Origin of the sequence: Nostoc sp. DedQUE07 (assembly GCF_034530975.2) — a bacterium.
GTDB lineage: Bacteria > Cyanobacteriota > Cyanobacteriia > Cyanobacteriales > Nostocaceae > Nostoc.
Genome location: NZ_JAVRCC020000002.1, coordinates 140135 through 163973, shown reverse-complemented (window position 1 = coordinate 163973; position 23839 = coordinate 140135). Strand labels below are relative to the sequence as shown.

The window sequence follows — 23839 nt, the reverse complement described above, 5'->3', positions numbered from 1 at the left end:
GAATTCAAGAGTCCTAAATTCATTCTGAATTCTGTAGAACTGGCGGATAGCGCAGCGTAAAGCCTTCTCTTTTCCCAAAAGGAAATGCACTCGCGTTCGAGAGGCTTCTCTTTCAGAGACGCTATGCGCAGCGTCTTGATTCTGAATTCTAAATTCTGACTCCTGAATTCTTGCCTATTCAACGTTTTAGCCCTAACGTGGAACTGCTAACTATATGTATTAAGGATGCTAGGAGGAATCATGGGGCAGACACAGGAGTTAGGACAGATTATCATCCTGAATGGTGTCCCGCGATCGGGGAAGTCGAGCATTGTCGCAGTGATTCAGGAGACATTTGATGGTCTGTGGATGAATTTGGGTGTTGATAGATTTATGCAAATGACTCCCGCACGATACCTCCCTGGGATCGGTTTGCGGCCAGGGGGAGAACGCCAGGACATCGAACCCTTTGTTCCCATTCTTTACAGCGCTATGTATGAGTCTATCGCTGCCCACAGCCGTTTGGGTCTGAATGTCGTGGTTGATGTCGGACACCATGACGCCTACGCAATAAAGCGGGGTATTCTGGCTGATAGTGCCCGACGTTTGAAGGGATTGCCGGTTTTGTTCGTAGGCGTTCACTGCCCCATCGAGATCGTTATGGAACGACGACAAAACACCGGGTGGAATGTGGGAAGTACAGCTGACTCCCCAATACCACATCCGGTTCAGTTATGGCAACGTGAAGTCCACATCCCTGGCATCTATGATCTTGAAGTTGATACCTCTTTGTTAAGCCCAGGTGCGTGTGCTGAGATAATACGCCAGTACCTCGCAGATAGTCCAGCACCCTCGGCATTCCAACGACTCGCTACACACTATACTTAAGCTGTAGTTATGATGTTAACTATATTTAGTATGAATTTGTAAAGTGTGTGATTCTATCAGTTAAAAGTTAAAAGGGAAATTCAATCCCTTTTTACTAATTCTGCAAAAAGTCTACTTAACTCGACAGAATTTGCGATCGCTATCATTCTGAGGATATTGCCAAGAATAGGCAAAGTGGCTAACTCCCTTCAGTTGGGGGGCAAATTGCCGGAGTGCCTGCATTTGCACCTCTAGGGATGGACGATTACTAACAGATTTTCCCCACTGACCGGCTAAAGCTGGGATTATCTGTGTACCCGGTTTTGCCATACTCAAAACCCTTTGCACTTGCGACACGATACAACTGGCATTACCGCAATTTCCATAAGCCATAGGATGCCATTCTAATGTATTGGGGAACCGATCCCAAGGTTGTAAACGGGAATCATACCCTTGTCCAACAGTTTGGTTGCCATCAGGAAAAAACACCACTCCTGTAGAAACACCTTGCTGCTTTGCAGGGTAACTAGCGATGGTGACAAAATCTAGAATTCCTTGCATAGCGTGGGCAACGGCAAGCTGCCACAACTCCCATTGTAAAACTGGTTGTCTATCGGTTGCAGGCAGGATTGACTTTTGCGCTAGTGGGATGCGTCCTTGCCAAAGGGGTTCTCCTTCCTGGGGATAAAGCTTATCAACTTCAGCTACATCTCCACGAGTGACGAATCCCTTACTCAAAAAGCGGCGAATCAAGTCCAGCCCTTTGTAATTCTGTGCCCGTTTAAATAAAGCTTCTTGGGTTGCGGGACTAAATAGCCATAAATCTGAAACTTTAGTGGCGATAGAATCACTTCCAGCTTGGCGAGGATAACGCACGTAATCCAATAGCAAGCCATCTGGACGACGGCGCAAAACTTCTTGTACCAATTTGTAGTAGTCTCGTTTTGCTTGCAGGTTGTAGGGGTCGATAAATAGTTGAGAGCCATTATCTACCACATATAAACTTGTTTGACCTTTGCCATTACGAGCGATCGCACTTTCTCTATCTGGGCGCTGGGCGTAAGTATAGCCGAAATTTGTGGTAAACATCCAGGCATAGACCTTCAAACCACGTTGCCGACCTTTTTTAATTGCCGTAGCGAGTATATCAATATTTTCTGCCCCTGGAGTGCGAATTACAGCAGGCCAAACCGTCGGGTTAGCTCTTGCTGGTAAAAGTACCTGCCCATCGTAAAATACTTCTATATAAACTTGGTTATAGCCACGATTAACAATGCGATCCATAATCTGATCGATTATTCCTGGCTGAACGTCACAGGGATACAAGCGTAACCAAAGGGCTTGGGTTTGCGGCCAAGTTTGAGAGCGACATTGCTTTAATTTCTGCGCCTGTTCTTGTATTATGCTTTGGTAACGCGTTTGAGCATCTTGTTTACCTTTAAGCGCTAACAAACGTAAGTTTTCTTTTTGTTGCGCCGCCGCTGATGATAACTGGCAATACTCAGTTACTTGCGCCTTTGCTGGTTCGCTTCCCAAGTTGAGAAGCAACGAACCACTGGTAAAAACGACAGCGAATAGGCTACGCCAAAATAATGTTGATCTTGCAAAGTTCAAGGGAGGGTTAGACATATCTAGCAGTAGATGGACACAAGAATCATCGGCCCCAACTTAGATAATTGTGGGCAATGTGTATCAAAATTTATAGTTCACTAACAAAGATTTTGAAACCTACTTTTTCAAGACTCCTAAACACGTATTTCTGTTGCCATATTTTTTATAAGCTGTTCCACATTGAAATTACATTAAGGAACTGACAAAAAATAAATTATCCAAAATTATTTTTACATTTCTAGGGGTTTTAGACATTGTACTCCTACGTTCGCAAAGCATCCCGCAGGGATGGGATGTTTTTTAAACTGGAAGTCGCTAACTGAGCTGGCTTTCCAGCCCACTACAAAAGTTTGAGAAAATTTAGATATGTAAAATAATAAACTCTCTGACTCAGTAACTAACTTGGATGCACCTTCAGCTTCAGCTATAACTTTAATCGACTGCCATTGACTAGGCAGAACAGTTGGCTCTGTGGCGATTGGTATAGCACCAATGCATTCACTACTAAGCTCACTGTTGATTAACCCTACCACAAACAGCGGTCTGTTATCGGGATGAATGGCTCTAGGGAGCGTGGGTTTCGCCACTTGGGGAACTCCAAATTGTGCAATCAACGCTACTTCTTCCTTCCTTGTCTTTCGGAGGCTTACGCAAAATAGTTCTCAAACTCTATATTCCCCAGCTCCACCAAAGTTCTGAGTGAAGGAAGCTGCCACTCAGACTTCTCTGTACCTTGGAGAAGTTATTTCTCAAAAATAAGATGCAGCCGAAAGTTAACATTCAATCTCCACTCACATCAATCAATACAGTTCAGAATGAGCAAGAAAACCCAGATGTAGAGACGCAATAAATCGCGTATTGAAAGACCAATTATCTACACCAATAACCCTTAAGCCAAGCATATTGTACTATCAATACTGCTTAGGCTAAAGCATTTTTAACTTGGAATTGAGTTTAGGTTAAAGCTTTTTTATTTTTCCTTTCACTTTTTCTCAAAACCTACACAGTTTTGAACCGCTATGTTTAGAAGTCTTAAGTATTTTGTTAAATAGAATAAACTCTGTACACAATAAATACATAATTATTTTTTTCTGATTTAATGAAATATGACATAGTGTCATACTTAATATCAATGTATATTCCCCATTTAAAAACTCTGATAAATTAGTAGTTTTTTGTTGTGAGAGGAATATTAGCATTTTGCCTAAGTAGCAGCTGGAATAAAATACTTATTTTTTCTAGCTGAATCAAGCAAAAAATATTTAAAATGCGGAATATCTTAGATTATATCCGTATATTGCTGTGCTACTCAAACTCACAATAAAATTATGAAGAAATTATTGATCGCTTTGATTTTAGCAATATTTACTACTGTCAGCATTCTGCTAGGGCCAAGTAAAGCGTATGCCCAATCTTTACAGCCAAATATCCAAGGTGCGCAAATCAAGCAGATAAAATATACTCGCAGTAGTGTTTTCTCTGAAAAAGGTAAAAAGGATTTAAACTCATTGGCAAATGCCTTGGCACAAATGCGAGCTTTGGCTTGTCAAGATTCTAAAAGTTGGTATTACCAAGGTGCAATCCATTGGACTCCAGGTTTGAGTAATTTTCCCCAGAGTAACTCACTCTGTAACAAATATACTGAAGCTGCATTCAACGATCCACAGCAGCAACAAGAGGTACAAAAACTGTTAGAGGCTTGGCAACATTGCACTCATGGAAGACGCGATCAAAATTTAAACTTACCCATCGCTCAAATTGCTGGCAAGAACTTTTTACCTTGGCATCGACTTTACCTAGTTTACTTTGAGAAAATTGTTCGTAAACTTTCTAAAGATCCTCAATTTGCAATTCCATACTGGGACTACACTAGGGCAGATAAAAGAACCATGCCACTGGAATTTATCACATCTAGCTCTCTATATACAGACTTGAGAAATAGTGTCCTCAATTTTGTCGGTGGAGCGGTTGAACAAATCGAACAACAACAGATTAAGAAGGATAAAAACAAAGCATACAAGACTAATATTTTTAATCAATCGCCTCTCAATTTTAGTAATCAAATTGAGAACTCACCTCATGGTGAAATGCATGGTTATATAGGTGGTGATGTTGGTGATGCAGCCAATCCTATCTGGAATAATCAGCCTGCTCCCGCTCAAATCGGGCTAATGGGAGATGTTGGTACTGCTGGATTCGATACTATCTTTTGGATACATCATTCTAGCATCGATCGCTATTGGGAGTCTTGGCAAAAAGCACCAACAAACCCAGAACAAAAAGAAGCTAGACAAGCGAAACCGGAGGATTTGCCCCTACCATCGAATTTAGCCCCAATCTATACCTTTGCTGATGAAGATGGTAATCTAGTGAGTCACAACACTCCCCAATCAGTCATTGATGCAGTTTATAGTGTGGACTATAAATACGATCGGCTAGATCCAGATGCAAAAGTAGCACTTGTTAAAAGCGTTGTCATAAAACCAACAGAATTGAGGGCTAGACTAGCCTCACCCGTTTCTGTTCTGGCTGATGGGCAACAACTTCATCAGAGCTTAAATAAATTGACAGATGTGACTGTGCCATTATCTACTCCTCTGCAAAAAATTCCAGTATTATTAGACGCTCGGACTGCAAACGAATCCGTGGGACAGGAACTATATTTGCTGGAAGTTAAATTGTCTTTCACAGAAAAACCAATCGGCAACTATAACGTCTATGTCAATTTGCCCCGTACCAAGTCGATCTCTAGCATAATCAGCGATATAGATCGCTACTATGTTGGTTCTGTTAACTTCTTTGATGTGCATGGCGAAGATGCAAACAGTAAAACCTTTGTTTTTGATGTCACTAAAGAAGTGAATGCACAGTTATCTGAATTGAAAGAGCCTCAGACAGAAAATATAGAGGTAAAGTTTGTCTCAGATAGTACTGCTCGTTCGCAGGAAATTTACATTGAGAATATTACGCTACGCAAATTAGCGTAACTAAAATCTGACTTAATATAAGCAGTTTGAAAGACTTTGAGTGAATTCAAGGCGATCGCGTTTATCTCGCTTCAATTATATGAGGTATGCGATCGCTTTCATCTATTTGTCACTAAGCTACTGAATTTGCCAACAACACCATTCTGTTATCTTTGCAGTAAAATTTAATAAACAGTAAGTAACTATTGACAAAGAACTTACATTATGAATAGTTAAATTATGACCAAGCTGATTTTTACTCTGTTTTTAATCATATTTACTATTTTGAATATACTTAATTTAAATAATACACACGTACAGGTATCTCAAAATAATATTCGCCAAATTAATTGGAAAGATGAGGTTTTAGTGAATACCCAATCATCCTTTAATCTTGCAACTCAAGAGCAGCAGCAAGCAAAGTTTATTTCCTCTCAACAGGTTAAAACAAAGTTGACAGATAATCCATTGGCACCAACGCAAGTAACTTTTCCCTTATCTACCCCTCTGGAAATTGGTACGGCTAGGTCTGAGGAAGTTTATCTGTTGGAAATTCAAGTCGCTTATCAGGGTGAGCCAATAGGAAACTACAGCGTTTATCTTAATTTACCAAGCCTCAAAGCGATCGCTGATATCGATACTTACTATATCGGTTCAGCTAATTTCTTTGATGTACCAAGTCCAAACCAAGGTATAAAAAAGTTTAATTTTGATATTACACCTGAGTTAATTAAGCAGGTGCAAAAGCGCGTAAAACCGTCAAAAATTCCAAATTTAACATTGACTTTCATTCGCGACCAAGGTCATTCAAGCACAGAGCTTGTTATCGATCGGGTTGCACTATCAAAATTATGAGTCGCTTGAGCCTGTGTGCAGCTGTGGCTACATAAACAAAATTGAAAATTTTCAACTTTGACTCAGATCAACTTAACAAAGTGGTAAAACTAATTCGTAATTCATATTTATAATCAGTGTTAGCTCTGTAGCCATTTTAATTACGAATTACGAATTACGAACTAGTAATTAAATAGTTAACCGCCACGCTTTAACGCTGTCTCTACCTGCTGCAACTCTTTTTCTAGACGATTTTTGAGTTTTTCGGGTACAGGACGATTTGGGTAAGAACTGTAATGTCCAGCCAGAGAATTGAGGGCTGTTCGTATGGTTGTAAACGAGCCAAGACCAGAAACAGAGTTAACCCGCTGGTAGCGAGCTGAAAAGTCATTAATTTTTTGACGCGCTTCTGCTTGAATTGCTGCTTTGTCTGGTGAATCTTGTGAAAGATCCAGAGCTTGTCTCATAATATTGACCACAGCTAAGGTGTCTTGACGATAATCCCCAGTCAAACTATCTGGACTGCCAGAACAACCCATTAAGCCGATAGCTACAACCAAAACCAGCGCAAGCAAACGCGACCAATAGCGCTTCATATGCATAAGTAAAACAATACGTAAATCAACGTCCATCCTATCTTGGATTGGTAACTTGGGGATCAATTGAGTGAAGAGTGTGGAGTGCAGGGAGGGGAGGCAGGGGAGGCAGGGGAGGCAGGGGAGGCAGGGGAGCAGGGGAGCAGGGGAGCAGGGGAGCAGAGGAGAAGTTGTAGTAAATCTTTCCCCTCTGCCCCTCTGCCCCTCTGCCTCTTTCCCATGCCCAATGCCCAATGCCCAATGCCCAATGCCCAATGCCCAATGCCCAATGCCCAATGCCTAACGAATAACTTTTTGATAAAGAGTATCCCGTTGTTGGTAAGGTCTTCCTAAAGAAGCGATCGCATTTTCCAAGGTTTCCACTTCCATACACGTACCGCCTAAAGCACCTGCCATTGTGGTAATGTGTTCCTCCATCAATGTGCCGCCGATATCGTTGCAACCCCAAGCTAAGGCTTCTGTCGCGCCTGCAAGCCCTAGTTTTACCCAACTCTGCTGATGGTTAGGAATCCAATTACCTAAATAAATCCGCGCTACAGCCCCTAATAGCAGAGCATCACTTAAAACTGGTTGATCGCGTCCGACACGGCGACGTAAGGATTTAGGCGCTTCTTGACCAACGAAGGGTAATAAAATAAATTCTGTAATCCTGGCTGGATATCCCCGATTGATGGCGGTTTTTTGGAGCGATCGCAATTTTTCTAAATGTCCGATTTGCTGTTCGTGGGTTTCAATATGCCCAGATAACATGGTACTAGTGGTATGCAAGCCTAATTTGTGAGCGGTGCTGACAATTTCTAGCCAAGTGGCTGTGTCAATCTTCTCTGGACACAATATCCGCCTTACTTCATCGTCTAATACTTCCGCTGCTGTTCCCGGCATTGAGCCAACACCAGCATCGCGCAAAGCAGTAATCACCTCAGCATATTCCAGTCCATCAAGTCTGGCGATAAATTGCACTTCTTGGGGAGAGAAAGCATGTAAATGTATGTGGGGAAATTCCTGTTTAATGGTTTCTACGACTTTGAGGTAGTAGGGCAAAGATTTACCATTTATCAGTGCTTGTGGATTTAATCCCCCCTGCATACAGATTTCTGTTGCACCCCGTTTTACTGCATCTGTCGCCTTTTCCAAAATTTGCGCCGAATCTAACCAGTATGCATCGGCATCACCATCATCTCGACGGAATGCACAAAAACTACAGTGCTGCTCACAAATATTAGTAAAGTTAATATTACGGTTAATTATATAGGTGACAGTATCGCCTGCTTGTGTGTGGCGGAGTGTATCGGATGTAGTACGTATTGCTGCGATCGCCTCTGGCTCTGTTTGTTGTAATAATACGACTCCCTCTTCCGGGGATAAGTCGTATCCCATCAAAGCACGTTCTAGAATTGTTTCAAACGCAATTTTTGTCAGCATTACTTTCTTAATTTCTCGGTAAATCTTAATTTTATGAGCTTGTAAATAATAAAATTCTACTTAATAAATATACCAATTTATTGAAAATCCAAAATTTGAACAGAAGTTTTACCTTGAAAGCTGTTAAAAGAGCTTATTTTATCCCATAACACTACTTTTTATAGGTGATAAAACCCATTAATAAAAAAATAGTTGTGGTTCAACCACAACTATTTTAATAGATTAATCTACATCTTTGGATTAGCAGGAATCTTTAGTACAATTCTGATATTACTAATTTGTCCTTGCTTGTGGTTTTCGTCGATGTTGTATTAACAATCCAATCGCCATACCAATGCCGACAAAGGTTGTAAAGTAAAATAAACCAATTAATCGGATGTAAATTGGTGGTGCGATCGCTTCAACTTCAACTTCCTGCGCTACCTTCACTGGTGTAAATTGACGGCTAGATCCTGGTATAGGAGTGGCTTCCACCTCGATTTTGTGGGGTGAACCATCAAAAAATTGTTCTAGCCATGTTAATTTACCTTGTTCGTCGGGAATACCTTTATAGTCAAAGACTGTCAAATTGTGTTCTGTGGCGATCGCTTTTATTTGCAAAGCTACATCTGTTACAGGCTGTCCGGTTGTGCTATCTTTCACCTGTAACGCTAAATTCGCAAGTTTTCCGACAGTTGCGTTTTTATCTCCCTCTAGATTGATTTCTAATCCCTGAGATTTTTGAGATGATGGTGCAATGGCTTCGGTACTAGTTGAGTGATGTTCGCTGCCATGAGCTTCTGCAACTTCTGCACTAATATTGATAACTAATAGGGTTACTATAGCCACTACAGTTAATGCACTTAATAAAAGGCGAACTGACTGTGGTGCAATTTCTCCTTGTTGTAGTTCTTCTTGACCGCCAATAATCCAACCACCCAACAATCCAAGTGACAGTAAAATAGCTGCAATTACAGCAAAATATTTATATTTGATGGGATTTTCGTGGACATTAATATTTAAACTTTGTTCATAAGCAGCAAAAGTGTTTGCTACTAAAGGTGACACTTTAACTAACAGTTGGTAATTACCACGGATGGGTAACATCTGCTGAATTTCTAGCTTTCCATCAGGTGCATTAGCATTCATTTCCAACAATTTTGTCCCCTCAACAATGGGAAAATCTGTTGTTAACCAAGGATTACGCGGTGGTGTCAGAATTTGTAAATTAATTTTGGCATTTGTTAAAGATTTACCCGCAGCATCAACAGCTTGTAAAGTCAAAGTAACAGGAGATTGTAGTTTTTCTGCTTCTGCTTCAAAGGGGAGAATACGTTCTAAAGGTGGGTTGGTAGAAAGTAGGACTCTGGACGTAGGAACTTGGGAATTTCCCACAAAGGAATAAAGAACTGACAAAACAATGCAAACAGCGCTGATAACTCCAAAAAGTCGATATTTTTTCATAAAAACTTACGGTAAATGTGAAGCTTATGTAATTTTTGCAAGTTAAGCTTTGATAGGAGTGGATGAAAGTTACTCCAGATTATTACTAGGTAAAAAAATCCCAGTCAAAGAATTAGTCAAAAATCAGACATCATCTTAAATCAGTTAAGGTGATGTAGAGATGATAAAGCATCTCTACAAAACCTAAAAGTTATTTCCCAGCAAAAAACTGGCGCGAAATTTGCACTATTTTAGCGTCGTAACTTTGTTATGTGATGTAGCAAAGCTTCATGCACCTAAAAATCTTGTGATTATGATAATTTAGTGACATGCAACGCCTAATGTGTGGTGACGCGCTGAGTGTGCTGTGTTATGAACCGCAGGATAGGTGGAGAATAAAACAGTCCAGATAACTAAAGAAGATAAGAGCATATAAAGCGTTACCTGAACAGGTTTGGATAAGGTAATACCTGCGGTCTTCTGCAATAGTGAAATATGAGAAAAACTAGTCATTTTTGACCTCCTAATAATAAATTTGGGTAATTCATCAATCAAAGGGCATAACGCCACTTGATTGCAAAAAGATATACCATCAACTTTGTATTTGACAAGTGTGTATCAAATGTATTGTGTAATTCGACTTTAGTGAATACTATACTATCCTTTGACATTGGTAGATCGCGATGCAGAAATCTACACATAAAGTCCATACAAATAACAAAAGAATGACACATGATTTTGAGTGACGGCATTTTCAGCGTTGCTAACACGAAGGTAACAGATAAAAATTAAAAATTAAAAGTTCTTACATTGCCAAGCATTCAAAAATCCTTGAATAAAGGTAACTTATGTTATCTCTAAACCAATTCAATACACTAAAGACTAGCAATAGTTTCTTGCTTGTGTCTATATTCAAGGTGCTATTATACTCATTGTTTATACTGTAAGTATTGCTGAAGCAATAAGCATATCAGGAATATGTATGAAATAGCTAGGTTTGTGTAAATGTTATTTATACATAACTAAGCGTATAAATACAGTTAAAACCACAAAAATATTGCGATAGTTTTTAGAGTTTGATCTAGATTTAACAACTTAACTGGCAATTTAGAAGCACTGAAAAATTATTGACAATAATTATTAATTCCTCTAATATCTAAAAGCAATTGCAAATCTTTTGCAATTCTTTTTTGGCGCTAACCGTAACGAAATGTCATGCCCAACAACTTCGCTCTAAGTAACGGAAAACCTTGGAGCCGCCGTCAATTATTGCAGCTGGGCCTAGCAGGTGCTGGAATAACTGGTGCAGCTGGACTTTGGCAAATGCTAAATCTACCAAGTAAGTCAATCGTTAAAGTGCCACCATTCGATAGGTCAGCACCAGACGACGTTACTAACCCAATGAAGATGTTGAGAGATTTTGATTATGGGACAGTGAAGCAAGAAAATGGGCGGACTATCCGAGAATTTCAGTTAACTGCTGGTTCTTCCATCATAAAACTCAATAGTGCTGTCTCTTACAACATCTGGGATTTAAACGGTCGCATACCAGGGCCAACGCTACGGGCAAAACAGGGCGATCGCATCCGGGTACTATTTCTCAACAACGCTGGACATTCTCACTCTTTACATTTTCATGGCGTTCATCCAGCAGAAATGGATGGTGTTCGCCCAATCAGCAATGGTAATGCCACAATCTACGAATTTGATGCTGAACCTTATGGCGTTCATTTATACCACTGCCATATTGAACCAGTGACCCGTCACATTGCCAAGGGACTATACGGAATGTTTATCATCGATCCACCAACTCCCCGTCCCCCAGCTGATGAAATCGTACTAGTGATGGGTGGATATGACGTGAATGATGATAGCCATAACGATTATTACGCCTTCAACGGTCTGCCCCACTATTACATGCATAACCCGATTCACATTTACAAAGATCAGTTGATTCGGCTGTATGTCCTCAACATCATTGAATACGATCCAGCAGTGACGTTTCATCTCCACGCCAACTTTTTTGATGTCTATCGCTACGGCATGACTATGACTGCTAGTGAGAAAGCAGATGTGATTACGATGGGTATCGCAGAAAGGCACATCTTAGAATTTGCTTTTCGTTATCCAGGTAAGTATATGTTCCATCCCCATCAGGATGCGATCGCAGAAAACGGTTGCATGGGTCAATTTGAAGTACTTGCTGATAGTAACTCTCAAAATAATGTTAAACATTCCTGACAATATTCTTAGTAACTTGTAATTAATTTCTTAAAATTTTAGCAAACTAGTTGATAAAAAATCTCATTATATGCAACAGTAAAATCTATGACAATCTGTCAAACTAATTACTTTCTAGTAATAGTTTGAAATGTTTCAATTAATACCTTTTTAGTTGTGCGAGGAGCAAAGATGATAAAACTTCGTTATATATGTTTAGCAGCAGCAGCAGCGGTAATAGTTACCTTGAGTTCTTGTAGTAATACCCCAACCGCAGAAAATCCATCACCACCAGTTGCTAGCACTCCAGCTACAGAGGCAGTAAGTAATAACAGTCATAGTGGTCACGGTAGCAAAGAAAAAATTAACATTAATAGCGCTATATTGTCAGAATTAGATAAGTTTGAAGCCAAACTAGGTGTTCCAGCTTTATCTAACAAAATCCAGGCAGGTCGTCCTTATGGGAAACCAGAAGATTTAGTTACTAAAAAAATAATTACTCAAGAACAGTTCGACCAAATTAAAGACCAGGTTGGCGTTCAAGAAGTAGTACTCACAGGTGAGGCAAAAGATGTTGATTATATGTCTAAATTAGGCTTAATGAAAGGGCATCTTTTGGTAGCCAAAGAACTGCTAGATCAGAATCAGCCGAAACAGGCAGAACCTCATATTGGGCATCCAGTTGAGGAGATTTACGTTGATGTGGAAGATCAACTTAATGAACGCAAAGTCAAAGAATTTAAGACAACTTTGGTGAGTTTGCAAGATTTAGTGAAATCTAGTCCGAAGGATAGCAAAGTTAAAACTAATTTTACTTCTTCAATGCAAGCAGTTGATGGAGCGATCGCAGCTTTGCCAGCAGATCAACGCTCAAAACCAGGATTTGCGCTCCAAGTAATTAACGAACTACTAGATTCGGCTAACTCCGAATATGGTGCGGCGATCGCAAATGGTAAAGTAACCGCGCCAATTGAGTATCAAGACTCCCGTGGTTTTGTCTTTTACGCCAATGAATTATACAAAGGAATTTCTAGTCAAGTAGCTCAAGCAGATCCCGAAGCACACAAAGCGATCGACACTAGTTTTGCTGAACTAATAAAAGTTTGGCCCGCCGCCATCCCACCAGCAAAAGCAGTAAAAATTCCTAATGATGTTACCAAACTGGTGAAAACCATTGAGGAAAACTCTCAAAAAGTGGTTGACAAATCCAATACCCAAGCACAGCGATAACACTTTAATTTAATGGGAAGTATAGGTTAAGGAGTTTAAAATAGTTAGGAGTTAGGAGTTAAGAGTTATGAATTATGAATTATGAGTTATGAATCCCAAATTACTAACTCCTAACTTCCAACTCCTCACTTCTAACTCCTAACTAATTACACTCCCTTCGTTACTTTAACTAACAACTGATGCAAGAACTTGACCAGAAAAAGACTATTGACCTGCTGAACGCCATCATGGAATTTGAACTAGCAGGAGTAGTGCGCTACACACATTATTCTTTGATGGTAACTGGCCCTAACCGTATTCCAATTGTGGCATTTTTCAAAGCACAGGCAAGTGAATCTTTACTTCATGCCGAACAAGTGGGAGAAATTCTTACCGGTTTAGATGGGCATCCCTCCCTGAAAATCGCCCCAATGGAAGAAACCTACCAGCATAAAGTCAAGGATATCTTGGAAGAAAGTTTATCCCATGAAAAAAAGGCATTGGATCTGTATAAAAAATTGCTCGAAACTGTCACCAATGCCAGCATTTACCTTGAAGAATTCGCTCGCGGTATGATTGGACAAGAAGAGATGCATAATCTCGAACTGAAAAAGATGCTACGCGATTTTGGTTCATAGTCATTAGTCATTAGTCATTAGTCCTTAGTCATTAGTCACTTGTACTGAGCGACTTGCCTTGAGCGAAGTCGAAAGGAGTCGAAGTATTGGTCATTAGTCAAAAAGAAATTCAAAGGACAAAGGACTAATGACAAAGGACAAAGGACTAATGACAAAAGACAAAAGACAAAGGACAAAAGATGAATTTTAGTACTGCTCTACCTACTTTTGTAATAACACTTCGAGAAGGAGTGGAAGCTGCCCTTGTTGTTGGTATTGTGCTAGCTTTGCTAAAAAAAGCTAAACAATCCCGACTCAATTCATGGGTATATGCTGGTGTCGGCGTTGGCATTGTCGTCAGTGCCTTAATAGGCGTGTTATTCAGTTGGATAATTCAAGTACTGGGAGCCGCGAATCCTCAATACACCACCGTTGTTGAACCAGCGCTAGAAGGTGTCTTTAGTGTATTGGCGATCGCAATGCTTAGTTGGATGCTAATCTGGATGACTAAACAAGCCAGATTTATGAAAGCGACAGTTGAGGGAGCAGTAACAGAAGTGCTGACACAAAACTCAAATGCTGGCTGGGGTGTTTTTACTTTAATTTTAATTGCCGTTGTCCGCGAAGGCTTTGAAACTGTTCTCTTCGTTGCAGCTAATTTTCAACAGGGATTAATGCCAGCCTTGGGCGCTATTGCTGGTTTAATAGCGGCATCTGCCATTGGAGTGCTGCTATTTAAATGGGGTGTCCAAATTAACATCCGCCAGTTTTTCCAGGTAATGGGCATTTTATTAGTGTTAATTGTTGCTGGATTGGTAGTTTCAGCCTTGAAACATTTTGACGAAGCTGTAGCTAACCTTGCCCTCAGTAGTCGTGCCACAGAAAGCCTTTGTTTCTATTACGAACGTTTTACAAAAGTCCACTCCTGTATTTTGGGGCCAATGGTTTCCAATACTTCCACAATCTTGCCTGACGAACAGTTTCCTGGGATTATTCTCAAATCTTTATTTGGCTATAGAGACAATCTCTATCTTGTGCAAGCAGTCGGATATGTGACATTTTTACTCACCATTGGAGGACTGTATTTCCGCAGCCTTGGGGGTGCTTCTCCTGAAGGTAAAAAGAGTGTCCCTTTTGGTCAAAAACCAATTAGTTCTGCAAAAGATTAAAAGCACAGTCAGTTACCTCGTTTGCAGTCTTCCTTATTCCCAGTCTATGACTGGGAATCGGCTTTGCGATCGCGCTACGCTAATGTCGATTCAGAAATAGTTGTCTTAGTTAAAGTCACTGTAATTGAATACAAATGTTTTCAAGTAATACCGATTTGAAAAAATAATGCAACAAATCAACTATTTGTAGAGACGCGATGAATCGCGTCTTTAGCCAAGGATGTGTTGCAATCATTAATTGAATTGGTATATCAAAAAAGTAAATGAGCAAAATTTTTATATTAAATTTATTACTGTTACTTTCTCAAATACCCAATCAAGAAACAAAATTTTTAGATTTAAAAAATAAACTAGAAAAGAAAGGGTTTCAGGTAATCATTGCACTACCACCAAAGCGAGGAGCTTATGGTTTACTAAGAGAAGCTGACAAAAAAATCTGGATTAATCCTGTAGTGTTTGAGTTACATATTGGTATTCAAACACTAATCCATGAAACTGTTCATGCAGCCCAAGTATGTGCCGGAAAAGGAAAAATAAAAACTTTAGGTTTAGACATTCAACCAAGCAATTATGCTCGACCATTTTTTAGACGCTATACCGATGTCAAACGACAAGATTTAGAAAAAGAAGCCTATGCAGTGCAAACTCAACCTAACAGTTTTGAATTAGCTATATCTCTTCTTCAACAACACTGTAAATAATTAGTTTGACAGATGCAAAAGCTGAAGCGCCCTGATTTAACTGCCTGACGCTGAAAAGCTTGTTTTATCAGGGTTTTATCTAAAATCACCTCCGATAAATGCATCCTTGATTGACTTTTCTCCCAGTATTGAGCTACTAAGTGGGCTGTGGTGCAAATAACGCTTGCTTAAGCTGCTGACAAGCCTTTTCTATTGCATCTATACTACCCGGATTCACTAAGCCAAAATAATCAAATACATAGACTCGGTTATTTTTAGTTGCTTGTAGTTGCTGCCAAAAACTTTCCTTTTTCAAAGAATCTAAAAGCGTCGCTTCCGAATTTCCTTGTGGAGGATTAACTAAAATTATCACCTCTGGATTTGCTTCTAAAACTTTCTCAGCCGAAAGCGTCACATAGCCACCAATTGGACTTTTACCTTGTAAATCTGCTGCTATATTTTTCGCCTGGAATTTCGCCAGCAAATCTCCTGCCCAACTATTTTTATTTGGTGCTAAAATTGGTTGACGACTAACCAGTGCTAGTGTTGAAATACTCTGAGTTGGCTTATCTGGTAAGAACGTTTTGTAACGATTTAACAAAGGCTGAGGATTGGCATTAATTAACTCGGCGAGCTTTTTAGTAAGTTCTTCTAGAGATTCCCAGCTATTCACCTTAGTGAGCAAAGTTTGAATACCAAGCTGCTGAATTTTTTGAATTGGGATGTTAGAAAAACCTTCAGCACCGATAACTAAATCTGGTTTTAACGCTACTATTTTCTCTAAATTTGGTGGACTTTGACCTTCGCTAACGCGGGGAATATCCTTGAATATCGAGTCATTCTTAAATAATTTACTACCAGTGATTCCGACAACTTTTGTTTGATCGAGTCGAGAGAGAATGTCAGCAGAAAGTGAAGAAAGAGCAACAACTCTTTTTGCTGAACCTTTTAGTAATTGCTGAGAGTTTGTGTTAGTCGTCTCAGTAGTATTTTCCACTTTGGTTTGTGGTTGCTGAGTAGTTACAGTGGTGCAAGCAACTAAAACTATACTCAACAAAATTGCAAAAGCAGATAGCTGCCAACGACGATGCATATTAAAATTCCTTATATGATTTCACGGGTGACAACATAGCTATATCGCCTGCTGAATAAGGTATAGAGCATGAAAACCATGTTGAAGATAGAGTCGTTTTTGAGGCTTGACCGTCATCTCGCCATCTATTATTAATGTAATTTTTCCAATCCCCAGTTGAACTTATTTCGTCTCCATCCAATTTTCACCAACACGCGCCTCCACAAGCAAAGGAACACTCAACTGTACTGCATTTTCCATCACTGATTTAATTTGTAGTTGTAATTCTTCCCACTCATTAGGGGGAATTTCAAACACTAATTCATCATGAACTTGCAACAACAAACGCGCCTGATAGTTCTTCAAAACCTCATGCAATCTCACCATTGCAATTTTGATAATATCAGCGTTAGAACCTTGAATTGGTGCATTAGCCGCAGAGCGTAATAAACCTGCATCAAAAGCACCCAAATTCTTCAATTTACTCAGCTCGATATCTTCTGGGTTGCTGCCTTTTAATTTGCGTAAACTGTTATTAGTAAAGTCAAAATAGCGACGACGACCGAAAATAGTTTCTACATAACCAAGAGCGATCGCTTCTTTTTTCACTCGCTCCAAATACGCAAATACTTTCGGATATCGTTCATTAAACCGCTTAATGAACTCGTTGGCAATGGTCTTATCTATCCCAGTTGAGCGCGAAAACCTGAGAGAACCCATTCCATAAATCACGCCAAAATTGATAGTTTTTGCCATCCCTCGTTCTTCTGATGTGATATTTTCTTTTTCAAAAACTAACCGCGCCGTTACAGTATGAACATCTTCATTTTGCTGATATGCTTGCACCAATATCGGCTCTTGACTCAAATGAGCCAAAATCCGCAATTCAATTTGTGAGTAATCAGCAGCCACCATTAACCAGCCAGATTCAGGCAAAAATGCTTTCCGAATTTGGCGACTAAAAGCTGTACGAATGGGGATATTTTGTAAATTCGGATTAGAAGAAGATAACCTACCAGTTGATGTTGCTGCTTGGTTAAAATCAGTATGCACTCGCTGGGTATCTGGACGCACTAATGCAGGTAATGCATCAACATAAGTAGACTTTAATTTAGATAGGGTGCGATACTCAACGATCGCTTCAACAAATCCAGTTGTATCATCTTCTTGAAGTCTTTCCAGTGTTGCTGCATCTGTAGAGTAGCCGGTTTGAATTTTACGAGAATGTTTGGTGCTTAACCCCAATTTTTCAAACAGAATTTGGCTCAATTGCTTAGGAGAACCCAAGTTAAAATTTTCTCCAGCTATTTCAGTTGCTTCCTGTTTTAATCTGGCTAACTCAGTTTCTAAATGCTGTGAAAGTTCTTGTAAATAAGCTGAATTAATCCGAACACCTGTGTATTCCATTTCGGCTAAAACTGCTTCTAGTGGCTGTTCCACTTCCAAAAATAGTTTAGATAAAGCTGGAATTTTATCCAGATCCTCACGCAGTTTCGACACTAAACCAAAGGTAGAATAAGCATCCATCCCACAGTAATCTGCGACGGCGGAAATATCTATATCAGCGATAGTTTTGCCTTTAGGAACTAAATCTAAGTAACTTTTAGCCATCAATCCCAAATATCGCTGCGACAAATCCATCAAGTTATGGCTAGAATCTGGATTTAGAATATAACTCGCTAGCATGGGATCAAACACTACTCCCGCCAAGTTAATTCCTTGGCTCCTAAGAACTAAGCGGTCAAATTTAGCATTTTGTAAAGCTTTGGGATAATCGGCACTTTCGAGAATTGGGCGTAATGCTTCTAATACCAAATCTTTATTTAAATTTTCCCCAGTTTTGTGCCCCAAAGGAATATAGGCTACTTCATCTGCTTGTATTCCCCAACAGCAACCAATTCCTACTAATTCAGCATCTCTTGGTTCTAAATCGGTAGTTTCAGTATCCCAAGCAACGGGTGTTTCTGGATTAGTGAATTTTTGCAAAACTTTCACTAACTCAGTTAGTTTGGCTTCGGTGTTGATGATACGTGGTGTAATTGGGGAAGTAGATTGTTGTGGAACTGCGGCTGTATCGCTAGCACTAAAAAACCACAAATCATTATCTTCATCAGCGCTGAATTCTGAATTAGTAAAATTGGAATTACTTACATTTGTTTTGGCTTCTTGCTTTTCTTCAATTTGACCACCAAAACGTTGCTGAAGGTCGTTGATTCTACCTAAAAAAGACTTAAATTCTAATTTTTCTAAAATTGGTGATAAAACGCTTGTATCAAAGCCTTTTAATTTGCAATTTTCTAAATGAAATTCTATCGGAACATCTAAAACTATGGTTGCCAAATAGCGAGACTTCTCGGCATCTTCTTTACCGACTGCGAGTTTTTTCTGAGTTGCTCCTTTAATTTCATCTAACGCAGCATAAACATTCTCAAGTGAACCATAGGTATTCAGCAGCTGCACTGCTGTTTTTTCGCCAATTCCCTTGACACCAGGAATATTATCTGATTTATCACCACAAAGAGCTTTAAAATCAACAATTTGTGAAGGTAAAACGCCCATTTTTTCTTTGACTTGTTCTGCTTTAAATTCCGTGATGCTATTTGTAGAGCGCTTTAGGGCATCTGGACTAAAATTCAGAACAGTGATTTCTTTGTCAGAGTCGATTAGTTGAAATAAATCGCGATCGCCAGTCAGAATCTTCACTTTATATCCAGCCGCAGTGACTCGCTGTGCTAAGGTTCCCAAAACATCATCAGCCTCAAAACCAGGGGCAGTGAAAAAGGGTAGATTGAAGCCATTCAGCAACTCATGCAGGTTTGCTAAGTCGGGAATGAAATCTTCTGGCGTTTCCGGGCGATCGGCTTTATAAGTATCGTCCGCTTCGTGGCGAAAAGTCGCCTCAGCCAAATCAAAAGCGATCGCCATTGCTTGAGGCTGTTGTGTTGCCATTACCTCCAACAGGCACTTCACAAAACCAAAACATATACTGGTGGGAATCCCCGTTTTGGTACGCAGTCCTCCATCTCGCCCTTTGGCGAAAGCAAAGTATGAACGATAAGCCAAGGAGTGTCCATCTACGAGGATGAACGTGGGGCGTGTTGCGGTTGCAGAAGTAAAAGTTTCAGACATAGCCCTATTTTAGCCAGAAGCTTTGTCACATAGTTAGCAATTTCAAAGCTTTGGCTATCTTTATTGTTATTCCTTGATGTCAAGAAGCGGGTAAGCCCTCAGTTAACTGGTATCTTAAATTAAAGAACTTGAGTCAGACAACTAATTTATAGGTAGATAAGCCATCTTTGCAAGCAATCAGATCGTCAAAATAAGAGTGCTGAAATCAGTTATGTATCAATCGATCGAGTAGCAATTTATCGATAAGTTGGCGATCGCGAATGCCATTATCTTTACAATCGGAACCAGATACAGATTGGGAAACGCTCACAATTTACATAGGAGCCACATGAGTACAATCACCACTAAGGATGGTACGCAAATCTATTACAAGGACTGGGGCACAGGACAGCCTATTGTCTTCAGCCACGGCTGGCCACTGAGCGCGGATGCTTGGGAATCGCAGATGTTTTTTCTCGCCTCACACGGCTACCGCTGCATCGCGCACGATCGTCGCGGTCATGGTCGGTCGAGCCAACCGTGGCATGGTAATGACATGGATACCTACGCTGACGATCTAGCGGAGCTTTTCGAGGCGCTGGATATTAAGGATGCGGTGACGATCGGACACTCTACCGGCGGTGGTGAAGTGGCGCGCTTCATTGGACGGCACGGTACCAAGCGCGTTTCCAAGGCAGTGCTGATGGGGGCAGTACCGCCACTCATGCTCAAGACGGAGGCGAATCCGGGTGGGCTACCCATTGAGGTCTTTGATGGCTTTCGGGCGGCGTTGTTGGCTGACCGATCGCAATTCTTCCTAGATGTACCCAGTGGCCCGTTCTTTGGCTTCAATCGGCCCGGTGCCAAAGTCTCCCAAGGGCTGATTTATTCGTGGTGGATGCAGGGGATGATGGCTGGACATAAAAACACCTATGACTGCATTAAGGCGTTTTCAGAAACAGATTTCACCGAGGATTTGAAGAAGTTTGATGTGCCGACGTTGATTATTCATGGTGATGACGATCAGATCGTGCCGATTGGTGCTTCTGCCCTTTTGTCTGCAAAGCTCGTCAAGAATTCTACTTTGAAGATATATCCTGGGGGAGCGCACGCTCTGGGCGATACGAACAAGGAACAGATCAATGCCGACCTGCTGGAATTTATTAAATCCTGATGCGGGCAAGGGATGTGAGACATCACTGTTAAAAATCTCAATGGGTGCATCTAAAGGCATCGGAGCCGCGATCGCTAAACATCTGGTAGCTGAAGGTGCAAGCGTTGTAGTGATGATTTCCACAATCATTGCACTTCCCTCAATAGCCAGAGAGTTTTTAACTTTGAGTGTAAGAATCTGATGAAAGCAAACTATCTCCAAGGAGTTTTGCGCTGATGGAAACAGCAGATGTCATTGTCATCGGCAGTGGTCAAGGAGGCATTCCACTGGCGGCTGATTTTGCCAATGAGGGACGTAAGGTTGTCTTGTTTGAGCGGGATGCTTTAGGTGGCAGTTGCATCAACTATGGCTGCACTCCGTCCAAAGCGTTCTTAGCAGCGGCTCATGCAGCAGGGCGATCGCGCCAAGCTAAGAAGTTAGGCATCCACACGGAAGTAGAAGTGGATTTTCCCGCTGTCATGGAGCGAGTTCGGGGAATCCGCAGCAGATTTAATCAGGGGATTCGCCAACGATTGGAGACTGCGGGTGTCAAAGTCATTTGCGCCGAAGCTGCTTTTGTGGGTGAACGGACGGTCAAAGGTGGGGATGTTACCCTTCAGGCTCCTCTGGTAATCATTAACACGGGTACGTCATCGCTGATTCCTGACATTCCCGGACTTGCAGGAACTCCTTACCTGACCAACCGCAACTTCTTTGACTTGAACACCTTACCACCCCGTTTATTGGCGATCGGAGGCGGCTATATTGGCTTGGAATTGGGACAAGGACTAGCGCGTTTGGGCAGTCAGACCCACTTAATTATCCGGGGCGATCGCGTCCTCGGACAGGAAGAGTCTGATGTCAGCGAGGTCTTAGCAGAAGCATTCAAGCAGGATGGGATTGCGCTCCACTTTGGAGTTAATGTAAATCACGTTGCCCATGAAAATAATCTGTTTAGGCTGACCCTGAGCAGTGGCGAACAACTTCAAGGAGAAGCGTTGCTGGTTGCGATTGGACGGAAACCGAATACAAGTGCATTAAATACAGCCGCCAGCAAAATTGAGCTAGACGATCGAGGATTTATTAAAATTGACGACCAGTTCCACACCACCTGTTCTGGAGTCTATGCCATCGGGGATGCTGCCAAACAGCCTGCCTTTACGCATGTGTCGTGGGAGGACTATCGCCGCTTAAAAGCAATTTTGTGTGGAGAAAACCGGACACGGAGCGATCGCGTTCTTGGCTATGCGGTCTACACAGAACCCCAGGTGGGGCGAGTGGGTATGACCTTAGAACAGGCTCAGAAACAAGGCATCAACGCGCGTGCTGTCACGTTACCTATGAGCCAAATTGCGCGTGCGATCGAGTGGGGGCATGACCTCGGATTTTATCGCATGGCGATCGACAGCGACACAGACAAAATTCTGGGAGCAACCCTGGTGGGCTACGAAACTGCTGAACTGGTGCATGTTTTTTTATCCCTGATAGAAGCAGGAGCCACCTGGCAATTGTTAGAGCGATCGGTTCACATCCATCCCACCTATGGTGAAGCTTTACCCAGTCTGGCACGGTTGCTGCTTGGAGATAATATGCCAGGGTGTCCGAATATGTGAAGAGGTTTTATTGATGCACAACATCAATTGGCATTAATAAGTAGATGCCTTAGCCAGGAAGACATCCTCCTGACTCGGCTACAAAACTGTTCTCTGTTTCCATTGCTCATTTACCCCTGGTACTAATGAGCTTTTTTGTGCTTTTTATACAGCTTAACGTCTACATATTTGCACCTTTAGTACGGAAGCCAAGTAGAACCAACTTTTGGCAGGTATACCAGCCCAATTAAGTACGTGAGTATAAGCATAGTAAACAGATAGTAACTAGATCCCTAACTTATTACCAGAATTCGAGGATCTATCTCCTGAGCCTTTTATGTTTAATTAGGTTGACCTAGCTTACATCTCAGGAACCAACAAAAACTAGCTTAATATTTCGACATCAAATTACCACTATTAAATCACTTTACCTTAACAAAACTTTATATATACCGTTGAAAAAGTCTATTTGTCGAAGAAATTTAAACATAATAACTTTACATAAAGTTACGTGTATTTATCAAGACTACAAGCAAAGTTTCAGAGTTAGAAATAGGTTAGTAATCCCGTAATGATTCGTTTCAGAAAGGCATCTTTTATCCATGACAACAAAACTATTCAACACTCTAGCTGCTGCTACAACTTTGGCAGGAATTGTTGCAACATCTGGAGCAGCTAATGCAGCTTCTCTCTCCTACACTAATTCCACTAATTACGATTTCACAAATATTATTGATGCACCTCTGAGCGTCCAAAAATTTGACTCATCCCTGGGTACACTCAAGGGTGTAACGATAAGCTTTACTGGCGACATACTTGGAAATGCAGGTTTTGAAAACAGGAGTCCAACCCCGACTCAGGTGACAGTAAATCTCGCTAGTGAACTCAGTTTAAAACTAAATAATCAGTCTCTGTTTGCGCTCAATCCACAAGATATATCGAGTTATCAAGCTGCTAAGTATGACGGCATTACTGATTATAGTGGCACCTCTGGAAAGACTATTTCTAACTTAACTGCCACACAATCTGCTACTCAGTCTTTCACCAATACACAATTCTTGCAGTCTTTCACTGGTAATGGCGATATAGACTTTTTGTTCTCAGCTTTAGCCAACTCAGTAGTTACGGGTTCGGGCAACATGAGATCCTATATTGATACTTATGCCAAAGCAGGTATCAAAGTAACTTATGACTACGATGAGGTGAAAGCAGTACCTGAGTCTTCTGCCACACTAGGAATTGGTTTAATTGCTGGGCTTTGTTTGTTGTCACAACGTAAAAAAAGCTGGATTGGGATGTTTAATTAATAGACTTTATTAAAT

Annotated in this window: 21 protein-coding genes; 13 read left to right on the top strand and 8 right to left on the bottom strand. The window is 40.9% G+C overall.

Annotated features, from left to right (window positions below):
• The first annotated feature begins 240 nt into the window (after positions 1-240).
• Positions 241-867 carry a phosphotransferase-like protein gene (locus RMZ95_RS01955; protein ID WP_322670742.1) on the top strand — a complete coding sequence of 209 codons (627 nt, stop codon included), beginning with the start codon at positions 241-243 and terminating at the stop codon, positions 865-867.
• A 111-nt stretch (positions 868-978) separates the two neighbouring features.
• On the opposite strand, the gene RMZ95_RS01950 is transcribed toward RMZ95_RS01955, so the two are convergent.
• The gene (locus tag RMZ95_RS01950) at positions 979-2475 is read right to left on the bottom strand and encodes a family 10 glycosylhydrolase (RefSeq protein ID WP_322683359.1); all 1497 of its coding nucleotides are present in this window, start codon (positions 2473-2475) and stop codon (positions 979-981) included.
• 212 nt (positions 2476-2687) lie between these two features.
• Positions 2688-3044, bottom strand: a complete 357-nt coding sequence (locus RMZ95_RS01945; RefSeq protein WP_322683358.1) for a hypothetical protein — start codon at positions 3042-3044, stop codon at positions 2688-2690.
• Positions 3045-3785: 741 nt separating this feature from the next.
• Between RMZ95_RS01945 and RMZ95_RS01940 the strand changes: the two genes are divergently transcribed.
• Together RMZ95_RS01940 and RMZ95_RS01935 are read left to right on the top strand one after the other, a co-directional pair.
• On the top strand, positions 3786-5444 hold the full coding sequence (locus tag RMZ95_RS01940) for a tyrosinase family protein (RefSeq protein ID WP_322683357.1): 1659 nt from the start codon (positions 3786-3788) through the stop codon (positions 5442-5444).
• Between the two features lie 219 nt (positions 5445-5663).
• Complete coding sequence (locus tag RMZ95_RS01935) at positions 5664-6278, top strand: hypothetical protein (protein WP_322683356.1); 615 nt, start codon at positions 5664-5666, stop codon at positions 6276-6278.
• 176 nt (positions 6279-6454) lie between these two features.
• On the opposite strand, the gene psb27 is transcribed toward RMZ95_RS01935, so the two are convergent.
• From psb27 to RMZ95_RS01915, 4 genes are all read right to left on the bottom strand, one after another.
• The gene (psb27, locus tag RMZ95_RS01930) at positions 6455-6859 is read right to left on the bottom strand and encodes a photosystem II protein Psb27 (protein ID WP_190240755.1); all 405 of its coding nucleotides are present in this window, start codon (positions 6857-6859) and stop codon (positions 6455-6457) included.
• Between the two features lie 273 nt (positions 6860-7132).
• The gene (gene cofH / locus RMZ95_RS01925) at positions 7133-8275 is read right to left on the bottom strand and encodes a 7,8-didemethyl-8-hydroxy-5-deazariboflavin synthase subunit CofH (protein ID WP_322685294.1); all 1143 of its coding nucleotides are present in this window, start codon (positions 8273-8275) and stop codon (positions 7133-7135) included.
• A gap of 273 nt (positions 8276-8548) precedes the next feature.
• Complete coding sequence (locus tag RMZ95_RS01920; RefSeq protein ID WP_322685295.1) at positions 8549-9718, bottom strand: hypothetical protein; 1170 nt, start codon at positions 9716-9718, stop codon at positions 8549-8551.
• Between the two features lie 300 nt (positions 9719-10018).
• The gene (locus RMZ95_RS01915; protein WP_322670735.1) at positions 10019-10210 is read right to left on the bottom strand and encodes a CbtB domain-containing protein; all 192 of its coding nucleotides are present in this window, start codon (positions 10208-10210) and stop codon (positions 10019-10021) included.
• A gap of 702 nt (positions 10211-10912) precedes the next feature.
• Between RMZ95_RS01915 and RMZ95_RS01910 the strand changes: the two genes are divergently transcribed.
• The 6 genes from RMZ95_RS01910 (at position 10913) to RMZ95_RS01885 (ending at position 15613) form a co-directional block, all read left to right on the top strand.
• Positions 10913-11938, top strand: coding sequence for a multicopper oxidase domain-containing protein (locus tag RMZ95_RS01910; protein WP_322685296.1), 1026 nt, complete (start codon positions 10913-10915; stop codon positions 11936-11938).
• 171 nt (positions 11939-12109) lie between these two features.
• A complete protein-coding gene (locus RMZ95_RS01905; RefSeq protein WP_322685297.1) occupies positions 12110-13147 on the top strand; it encodes a helix-hairpin-helix domain-containing protein in 1038 nt (345 codons plus the stop codon).
• Positions 13148-13326: 179 nt separating this feature from the next.
• Positions 13327-13764 carry a bacterioferritin gene (locus tag RMZ95_RS01900; protein WP_322670732.1) on the top strand — a complete coding sequence of 146 codons (438 nt, stop codon included), beginning with the start codon at positions 13327-13329 and terminating at the stop codon, positions 13762-13764.
• A gap of 179 nt (positions 13765-13943) precedes the next feature.
• On the top strand, positions 13944-14912 hold the full coding sequence (locus tag RMZ95_RS01895; protein ID WP_322685298.1) for an FTR1 family protein: 969 nt from the start codon (positions 13944-13946) through the stop codon (positions 14910-14912).
• A 21-nt stretch (positions 14913-14933) separates the two neighbouring features.
• Positions 14934-15071 (top strand): hypothetical protein, encoded by a 138-nt coding sequence (locus RMZ95_RS01890; protein ID WP_322685299.1) that lies wholly within the window; start codon positions 14934-14936, stop codon positions 15069-15071.
• A gap of 104 nt (positions 15072-15175) precedes the next feature.
• A complete protein-coding gene (locus RMZ95_RS01885) occupies positions 15176-15613 on the top strand; it encodes a hypothetical protein (RefSeq protein ID WP_322685300.1) in 438 nt (145 codons plus the stop codon).
• Between the two features lie 136 nt (positions 15614-15749).
• Here the strand turns inward: RMZ95_RS01885 and RMZ95_RS01880 are convergent, their stop codons facing one another.
• Both RMZ95_RS01880 and polA read right to left on the bottom strand, forming a co-directional pair.
• Entirely contained in the window at positions 15750-16685 is a 936-nt protein-coding gene (locus tag RMZ95_RS01880; RefSeq protein WP_322685301.1) for an ABC transporter substrate-binding protein, read from the bottom strand.
• A gap of 162 nt (positions 16686-16847) precedes the next feature.
• Complete coding sequence (gene polA / locus RMZ95_RS01875; protein WP_322685302.1) at positions 16848-19793, bottom strand: DNA polymerase I; 2946 nt, start codon at positions 19791-19793, stop codon at positions 16848-16850.
• A gap of 328 nt (positions 19794-20121) precedes the next feature.
• On the opposite strand from polA, the gene RMZ95_RS01870 reads away from it, so the two are divergent.
• The 4 genes from RMZ95_RS01870 (at position 20122) to RMZ95_RS01855 (ending at position 23824) form a co-directional block, all read left to right on the top strand.
• Positions 20122-20946 carry an alpha/beta hydrolase gene (locus tag RMZ95_RS01870; RefSeq protein WP_322685303.1) on the top strand — a complete coding sequence of 275 codons (825 nt, stop codon included), beginning with the start codon at positions 20122-20124 and terminating at the stop codon, positions 20944-20946.
• Positions 20915-21127: a hypothetical protein gene (locus tag RMZ95_RS01865; protein ID WP_322685304.1), complete on the top strand. Its 213-nt coding sequence runs from the start codon at positions 20915-20917 to the stop codon at positions 21125-21127. Before RMZ95_RS01870 ends, RMZ95_RS01865 begins: the two co-directional genes overlap by 32 nt.
• Positions 21128-21161: 34 nt before the next feature.
• Entirely contained in the window at positions 21162-22538 is a 1377-nt protein-coding gene (locus RMZ95_RS01860) for a dihydrolipoyl dehydrogenase family protein (RefSeq protein ID WP_322685305.1), read from the top strand.
• A 581-nt stretch (positions 22539-23119) separates the two neighbouring features.
• On the top strand, positions 23120-23824 hold the full coding sequence (locus RMZ95_RS01855) for a choice-of-anchor E domain-containing protein (protein ID WP_322685306.1): 705 nt from the start codon (positions 23120-23122) through the stop codon (positions 23822-23824).
• Positions 23825-23839: the final 15 nt, after the last annotated feature.